The sequence below is a fragment of the Bacillus infantis genome, assembly GCF_020171945.1.
Classification (GTDB): domain Bacteria; phylum Bacillota; class Bacilli; order Bacillales; family Cytobacillaceae; genus Bacillus_AB; species Bacillus_AB infantis_A.
On the sequence record NZ_JAIVAP010000015.1, the window covers coordinates 103,383 to 110,488 of the forward strand.

A 7,106-nucleotide genomic window follows, 5' to 3' on the forward strand; every position below is an offset into this window, starting at 1 on the left:
GCAGGGGAGCGGGAGGCCGCTCTCTTTTTTGTGATTGTTTGGGGGGATTGTGGGATGGCGACGTGGAAATTAGGGGAGAGTTGGGGGATCAGGGGGTTTGAGGAGGGGTTGGCGGGGGCTTGGGTGGGTTGTATTTGCGGATATTAGCAACTTTTAGGATTTATTAGCAAGTTTGGTGGTTTATTAGCAACTTTTCTGTTTTATTAGCAACTTCTGGATTTTATTAGCAACTTTAAGCTTTTATTAGCAACTGGCCGCTTTCAGCCACTATTACTAAGCGGCCTGCCGGTATGTGGGGACTTTCTCCTTGCACAAGGGCAGTCAACCGACGGATCCGGCCTCCTTTATTTGCGAGATTTCCGATTTATTTGCGTGTTTCAGTTTTTATTTGCGACTTTCTGATTATATTTGCGGCTCACAATTTTTATTTGCGACTTCTACATTATATTTGCGACTCTCCCATCGACACCACCAGCCAGCTCCACATCAAAACATCAAAACATCAAAAAAGCCCAGCAGATCCCCCGCTGGGCCTTGCATACCTATTTCTTAACCATACCCTTCAGCACGAATGCCACGTTGGCCGGGCGTTCTGCGAGCCTGCGCATGAAATAGCCGTACCAGTCTGTTCCATAAGGGACATATACCCTCATTTTATAGCCTTCATTGGCCAGCTCCAGCTGCCGTTCATTGCGGATGCCATAGAGCATCTGGAATTCAAATTGGCTGTTCGGGATGTTATGTTCCCTGACAAGCTGCTTTGTATAGTCGATAATGGCATCATCATGGGTGGCAACGGCTGTGTAGTTGCCGTTCAGGAGATGCATTTTAATGATTTTCTTGAAGTTTTCATCCACATCTTTCTTTTCCGGGAATGCAACTTCCGGGGATTCTTTATAAGCTCCCTTTACTAGCCTCAGGTTGGGCGAGTAGCTGTTAAGATCGTCCATATCTCTTTCTGTCCTGTACAGGTAAGCCTGGATGACTGTCCCGATATTGTCGTACTCCGATTTAAGCTGCTTGAAGATATCAAGTGTCTTCTGGCAGCGGGAGTAGTCTTCCATATCGATCGTGACAAACACGCCGTTTTTCTTGGCTGCTTCCAGGATGCGCCTCATATTCCCCATTACCACATCATCGGAAATATCCAGGCCCATGCTCGTCATTTTGAGCGACAGCTGTGAATTGATCCCTTCACGGCCGATTGCTTCGATTGCCAAAATTGAGTTATCCGCCATTTCCCTTGCTTCTGCCTCATTGTCCACGAATTCGCCCAAATAATCAATGGTCACCACTAGACCCTTGCTGTTAAGATCTTTAATTACGTTGACTGCCTGGCTGATCATTTCCCCCGCAACGAAGCGGCTTGCCCCAAAACGAAGGCCGTACTTCTTCGCAAGCTTTGTCAGCGATTTATTTTTGGATAAAAAGAGAAAAAAGTCCCTCATTACTTGTTCCATAATGGCTCCCCCTTGAAAACGCATACATTTTGGATAATTAAGCCCTGTCTTTCAGCGAAAATCCGGGCAGTGGCAAAGGATCATTATTCATGGATCACATTCAATTTTGTATATGGTCAATTTTCTGAAATGTGCCTTTGATAACCATAATTCTATCATCTTTCTCTTTATTGAATATAATTTTCCGTGAAATTTAGCGGAATTTGTCGGCAGCTGGCCAAACTCTGTTATTAGCTGTAATCCTGCTTTATTCCGGCCTCTGTTATATGCAGCCGTCTGCCATATATTCTGCTCTCCCTGCTTTTTCTTGTATAGCAAAGCTGCATAAAATAAAAGGACCTTCCTCCCTGGAAGATCCTTCATTAGCCGTTTCTGTTATTCTCTTCTTTCCGCTTGGCCTCATTAAGCTCCTTGATTTCCATGATCAGCTTCTTGACCGATTCCTTCGATTCCGGGCAGGTTCCATTCCAGTGGCGGGCAAGAGCAGGCATGGATTTTGCGATGTGATTATAAAGGATCCATACCTTCACCTTCTCGGTCATTTCCTCATTAGCTTCGCCGATAAGAAGTTCTGTGTATTTACTGTAAAGGCCTTCTATTTCTTCTTTGAATTTTGGATCCATATTAAACTCCCCTTTCACTCAGCCTGCATGACTTTGGGCAGGTGGTGCACCGCATTGAATCATCTATGAGATTTGAAAGGCAGCATGTCTTCCTCATCCTTGCCCCCTGCTCAGGCGAATGGTACTTTTTTAAAGGATTGTCCTTCATGCCAAAAAATTTTCCAGGCAGTCCCAGCAAACAGGCAAAATCATCCGCACCTCTTGCTTTCACTTCATCATTTTCATCAGCGAGGACTGATTCGTAGAGCCAATAGATATAAACGGCTATGTTTTCCCACAAAATATATCTGGAGACTCCGGCAGCTTTAGACACTCTTTCCAGCAGAATTTGCATATGTTCTGAGAATAAAGCTCTAAAACAGTCTTCCCGCCCTTTTTTGTGCGGTTCAGACTCCGTTTGAACAGATCCTGTATTCATCAGATAAAAGCCTGGTAGCCACATGCCATTTTTATAGGCCGATACCACAGTGATATTGGCAACTGAAACATCAAGCCTGCAATTTCCGGCCGTAAAGCTGTATAAATAGATTACTGCCAGGAAGCTATATCTTTTAATAAAAAGTGAACCTGCGGCAGGAATGGGTGCATCAAGTTCTTTCGCAACCCTGTTCAGATATTTTTCCATTTCCCCTGGCAGCAGAAGATGCCCTGTGTTTACCGAGAGAGGGTCATCGTTTTCCTCCAGGACAAGGCGGAAGTCTTCAAGCCTGCGTAAAGCCTGGGCTGTTTCAGACACTGGCTGCCTCAGGCTTCTTCAGGATGCATCTGCCTTTCCCGTACGGGATGCACAATGGCGTGCCGAAAAGCGGATCCATCGTGACCTCGCATTCCATTCCGAACACATTGCGGACAAGGCTGCAATTGATGACGAACTCGGGCTTGCCCTGGGCAAAAATTTCTTTGTCCTTGATTGCTACTATATTATGGGCATAGCGGCAGGCAAGATTTAAGTCATGCAGCACCATCAGGATTGTCCTGTTCTCCCTCTCGTTAAGTTCGAACAGCAGATCAAGAATTTCAATTTGATGGGTCATATCCAAATATGTCGTGGGCTCATCCAGGAGGATGATATCGGTATCCTGGGCAAGGGTCATGGCGATCCAAGCCCTCTGCCTCTGGCCGCCGGACAAGGAATCGACTGTACGGTCCTTCAGGTGCTCGATCCCTGTTGCAGAAAGCGCTTCGTTCACTTTTGTTTCATCTTCTTCGGTCCATTGCTTCAGCCATGTCTGATGAGGATATCTCCCCTGTTTCACAAGCTGCAGGACTGTCAGCCCTTCTGGTGCAGATGGCGATTGCGGAAGTATGGCCATCCTTCTGGCTACATCCTTTGTGGACAGCTTGGAGATGGCTTTTCCTTCAAGCAGGATTGAACCCGATTTCGGCTTCAGAAGCCTTGCGATCGAGCGCAGCAGCGTCGATTTCCCGCAGCCGTTCCCTCCGATGAATACTGTGATTTCCCCCTTTGGGATTTCCAGCTCCAGTTCATTTATGATAATGGTGTCCCCATATGAAAGTGTCAGCTCTTTTGTTGAAATAGCCTGCCCGGCTGTCATAGCGCTCTCTCCTTTTTTATCTATTCATCCAATGGCTGATATTCTTATATGCTATCCATTTCGGGTTTTAAATAATAAGTAAATAAAATACGGCGCCCCGATGCTGGCAGTAAACACACCTGCCGGAATTTCAAGGGGCGAGAACAGTGTCCTGCCGATCAGATCGGCTGCCATTACAAGTATGCCGCCAATCAGGCCGGCAGTCGGCAGCAGGGCACCGAAAGATGATCCGACGAGCCTCCTTGCGATATGGGGAGCCATGAGCCCGACAAATCCAATCCCTCCGGCAAATGCAACAGAGCCGCCGATCAGGCCTGTGCTGAGCATCAGCATGATGAATCTGTGGCGCTGCACTGCTCCGCCGATCCCGGTGGCCACATCATCCCCAAGCTCCTGGATGTTCAGGTTGCGGGCAAAAATCATGGCCAGTGCGGATAATAGGATGATCCATGGGACAATTATTTTGACATTATCCCAATTTGATCCGTGGACAGTGCCCGTGATCCATATATTGGCCTGTGAAGCCTGATGGATGGGGCCAAGGATCATCATCAGATTAGTAAGCGCCTGGGTGAGGGTGGATATCCCTATTCCAATCAGCACAAGCCTGATTGGTGATGATCCATTTTTCCATGCCAGAAGATAGACAAGGAAAGCAATGGCTGCAGCGCCTGCGAAAGCGGCAACAGGCATCCATTCTATACTTACGGTCAAGGCATTATTATCATCACTGAATATCGCCAGGAAAGCCACAACGGCGACAGATGCGCCTCCGGTGATCCCGATGATGTCAGGTGAAGCAAGCGGGTTCCTGATCATCCCCTGAAGAATGCCCCCGGCAATGGCAAGACCTATTCCCACCATAAGAGCAACAATAATTCTTGGCAGGCGGAAGTTCTTGATAACCAGCTGCTCCATATTCGTCCCTCCGCCAAAAAGGACCTGCAGTACTTTGAGCGGATTTATTTTCATCTCCCCCGTGCCTGTGCTGAAAAGAAAGACAAGGAAAGCAGCGGCAGCGAGAATGATTATGGTAAAAAGAGATTTACGGTCAGCCAGGAAGGATATCCTGCCCTTGAAGATCCTGAAATTAATATACTTGGACATCAGCTGCCAAACCCCCTTCTAGCGATATAAACAAAGAACGGGGTGCCGATGATGGCGGTCATGACGCCGACAGGGACTTCCTGCGGCATGATGATGTACCTGGCAGATATATCTGCGGCTACAAGAAGGATTCCCCCCATAATGGCTGAAAATGGAATTACCCATCGGTGGTCGATTCCCACCACTGCCCTTGCCAGGTGAGGGATGACAATGCCGACAAAAACAATCGGACCCGCTACAGCAACAGCGCCGCCAGCCAAAAGGATGATCGCGGCACCAGCGAAGAGCTTCGTCCAGCCTGTGCGAAGGCCCAGCCCCTTGGCAACATCTTCGCCCATTGATATGACATTCAGCTTTTTCGCGAGGAGCAGGGACCCAATCCAGCCTGCCGCAAAGTATGGCAGTACAGCTGTGAGAGACTCCAGCTTCCTTCCTGAAACTGAACCTGCAAGCCAAAAGAGCACCTGTTCCAATGCCGCTTCATTGACCACAAGCATCCCTTGGGTGAAGGCTGAAAACATGGCACTCATTGCGGCGCCTGCCAGCGTCAGCTTCATAGGAGTAAGCCCCTCACGCCCGACAGAGCCAATTCCATACACAGCTGCAGCGGCTGCAGCTGCTCCTGCAAAAGAGATCCAGGTGTACGCCTGGAGGCTTGAGACGGAGAACACAGATACAGCCAGCACGACTGCAAAGCCGGCGCCTGCATTCACTCCAAAAACGCTCGGCGATGCGAGCGGATTCTTTGTCAGCGTCTGCATGAGCGCACCGGCAATCGCCAGGCTTGCTCCTGTAGCAGCACCTATCAGCGCCCGCGGAAGGCGGACTGATTGGAGAATAATATGTTCATTAGATCCATCGAATGCCGAAAAAGCTTCGAAGGCCATTTTCCAGGTAGTATCTGTATAGCCATACACTATGCTGGCACACATTAGTAATAGAAGTATCAGTATTGAAATAAACAGCCCCAGCCATTTATGTCCTGTTTTTTTTAATAGCATCCTGCGTAAACCTTTCTGCACTCTTTTATAAAACAAATGACAGCTTTTCTATATTAATAAGTCTAGGGGAATCGGCATACTCTGTCAATGAGTTTGAGAATCATTTTCATTAACCTGTTGACAGTTTGAACGCTTTCATTTTATGATAAGAAAGTCATTGAAAATGATTATCAATTAATCACATTTAGGAGGATACATAGTATGAAGTTGAGCAAAATTTATCTTGGCCTGTTTTCACTTATAGCCATCCTGATGCTGGCTGCCTGCGGAGGCGCTGACGAGGATAAAGCGGCAGACAGCAAAGATTCATCATCCGGAAGCAGCGAAGATACAAGCTACACAGTAGAACATGCAATGGGAACAGAAACTTTAGAAAAAACACCTGAAAAAATTGTCATCTTGACAAACGAAGGCACTGAGGCACTTCTCGCCATGGGCGTCACTCCTGTTGGGGCTGTTCAGTCCTGGACAGGTGATCCTTGGTATGACCACATTTCAGACCAAATGAAAGATGTCCAGGTTGTCGGACTTGAAAGTGAAGTGAATGTGGAAGCAATCGCAGCTCTTGAGCCGGACTTGATCATCGGAAACAAGATGCGCCAGGAAAAAATTTATGATCAGCTGAAGTCCATTGCCCCGACCGTTTTTGCGGAAACATTGCGCGGCAATTGGAAGGAAAACTTCGAACTTTATGCTAAAGCTATCAATAAAGAGGAAGAAGGCAAGCAGGTCATTGCCGATTATGATCAGCGCATTACAGATATAAAGGAAAAGCTTGGCGATGATGTAAATAAAGAAATCTCAATGGTCCGCTTCATGGCCGGAGATGTCCGCATCTATCATAAAGATTCTTTCTCAGGCGTCATTCTTGACCAGATCGGTTTTGCCCGCCCTGAAAGCCAGGATGTTGATGATTTTGCCGAGAAGAATGCCACCAAAGAACGAATTCCTGCCATGGACGGAGACGCTCTCTTCTACTTCACCTATGAAGAAGGGGACGGCGAAGCAACAGATGTGGAAAAAGAATGGATTGAAGACCCGCTCTTCAAAAATCTTGAAGTTGCTAAGGCAGGAAATGTATACAAAGTGGATGATACCATCTGGAATACAGCAGGCGGTGTCCTTGCAGCCAATCTCATGCTTGATGATATTGAAAAATTCATGATTAAATAAGGAGTTTCTGCTTAACAGAAGCCCCCTCTTCTATATAGCAGCCAAAAGGATCCGGAAACGGATCCTTTCAGACTGTAGACAAACTCGAAGAAATTCGGGTTTGCCTACAGTCTATTTTTTTATAAAATATAAGATATACCAATGCTTGAGGTGAAAAAAATGCTGACTAAGAATAATTCAATCCAA

At 47.0% G+C, this 7,106-nt stretch carries 8 protein-coding genes; 1 reads left to right on the forward strand and 7 read right to left on the reverse strand.

Annotated features, from left to right (window positions below; translation table 11 throughout):
* Positions 1–542 precede the first annotated feature (542 nt).
* The 7 genes from LCM00_RS18385 to LCM00_RS18415 all read right to left on the reverse strand — a co-directional run bounded on the left by LCM00_RS18385 (position 543) and on the right by LCM00_RS18415 (position 5,747).
* Positions 543–1,460, reverse strand: coding sequence for a proline dehydrogenase family protein (locus LCM00_RS18385; protein WP_224904782.1), 918 nt, complete (start codon positions 1,458–1,460; stop codon positions 543–545).
* Positions 1,461–1,547: 87 nt separating this feature from the next.
* On the reverse strand, positions 1,548–1,823 hold the full coding sequence (locus LCM00_RS18390) for a hypothetical protein (RefSeq protein ID WP_224904784.1): 276 nt from the start codon (positions 1,821–1,823) through the stop codon (positions 1,548–1,550).
* Positions 1,823–2,083 (reverse strand): YusU family protein, encoded by a 261-nt coding sequence (locus LCM00_RS18395; protein ID WP_224904786.1) that lies wholly within the window; start codon positions 2,081–2,083, stop codon positions 1,823–1,825. Before LCM00_RS18395 ends, LCM00_RS18390 begins: the two co-directional genes overlap by 1 nt.
* 1 nt (position 2,084) lies before the next feature.
* Positions 2,085–2,819: an IucA/IucC family C-terminal-domain containing protein gene (locus LCM00_RS18400; RefSeq protein ID WP_224904788.1), complete on the reverse strand. Its 735-nt coding sequence runs from the start codon at positions 2,817–2,819 to the stop codon at positions 2,085–2,087.
* Positions 2,812–3,639: an ABC transporter ATP-binding protein gene (locus tag LCM00_RS18405; protein WP_224904790.1), complete on the reverse strand. Its 828-nt coding sequence runs from the start codon at positions 3,637–3,639 to the stop codon at positions 2,812–2,814. The genes LCM00_RS18400 and LCM00_RS18405 overlap by 8 nt, the downstream gene beginning before the upstream one ends.
* 51 nt (positions 3,640–3,690) lie before the next feature.
* Positions 3,691–4,746 carry a FecCD family ABC transporter permease gene (locus tag LCM00_RS18410; protein WP_224904792.1) on the reverse strand — a complete coding sequence of 352 codons (1,056 nt, stop codon included), beginning with the start codon at positions 4,744–4,746 and terminating at the stop codon, positions 3,691–3,693.
* A complete protein-coding gene (locus LCM00_RS18415; protein ID WP_224904813.1) occupies positions 4,746–5,747 on the reverse strand; it encodes a FecCD family ABC transporter permease in 1,002 nt (333 codons plus the stop codon). Before LCM00_RS18415 ends, LCM00_RS18410 begins: the two co-directional genes overlap by 1 nt.
* A 201-nt stretch (positions 5,748–5,948) precedes the next feature.
* Between LCM00_RS18415 and LCM00_RS18420 the strand changes: the two genes are divergently transcribed.
* Positions 5,949–6,920: an ABC transporter substrate-binding protein gene (locus LCM00_RS18420; RefSeq protein ID WP_224904794.1), complete on the forward strand. Its 972-nt coding sequence runs from the start codon at positions 5,949–5,951 to the stop codon at positions 6,918–6,920.
* Positions 6,921–7,106 lie beyond the last annotated feature (186 nt).

Bases quoted from the DNA above. Each gene is read 5' to 3' on its own strand.
- LCM00_RS18385 (WP_224904782.1), bottom strand. From the start codon at position 1,460: ATGGAACAAGTAATGAGGGACTTTTTTCTCTTTTTATCCAAAAATAAA.
- LCM00_RS18390 (WP_224904784.1), bottom strand. From the start codon at position 1,823: ATGAAGGATCTTCCAGGGAGGAAGGTCCTTTTATTTTATGCAGCTTTG.
- LCM00_RS18395 (WP_224904786.1), bottom strand. From the start codon at position 2,083: ATGGATCCAAAATTCAAAGAAGAAATAGAAGGCCTTTACAGTAAATAC.
- LCM00_RS18405 (WP_224904790.1), bottom strand. From the start codon at position 3,639: ATGACAGCCGGGCAGGCTATTTCAACAAAAGAGCTGACACTTTCATAT.
- LCM00_RS18410 (WP_224904792.1), bottom strand. From the start codon at position 4,746: ATGTCCAAGTATATTAATTTCAGGATCTTCAAGGGCAGGATATCCTTC.
- LCM00_RS18415 (WP_224904813.1), bottom strand. From the start codon at position 5,747: ATGCTATTAAAAAAAACAGGACATAAATGGCTGGGGCTGTTTATTTCA.
- LCM00_RS18420 (WP_224904794.1), top strand. From the start codon at position 5,949: ATGAAGTTGAGCAAAATTTATCTTGGCCTGTTTTCACTTATAGCCATC.